At 54.4% G+C, this 250-nt stretch carries 1 rRNA gene; it reads right to left on the bottom strand.

The features are described from left to right. Positions 1 to 250, bottom strand: a 23S ribosomal RNA gene (locus tag AC0T7J_RS25695); the annotation flags it as partial.

Genomic DNA, 250 nt, shown 5'->3' with positions numbered 1-250 from the left:
CTGACCACCTGTGTCGGTTTGGGGTACGATTCTGTGTTACCTGATGCTTAGAGGCTTTTCCTGGAAGCTGGGCATTTATCACTTCAGCACCGTAGTGCCTCGTCGTCACGCCTCAGCGTTAACAAGCGTCCGGATTTACCTGGACGCTCCGCCTACACGCTTAAACCGGGACAACCGTCGCCCGGCTGATATAGCCTTCTCCGTCCCCCCTTCGCAGTAACACCGAGTACAGGAATATTAACCTGTTTCC

The organism is Pantoea sp. E956-1 (assembly GCF_982223955.1).
Note: the sequence above shows the minus strand (reverse complement) of the source record. Positions and strands in the feature narration are given on the sequence as shown.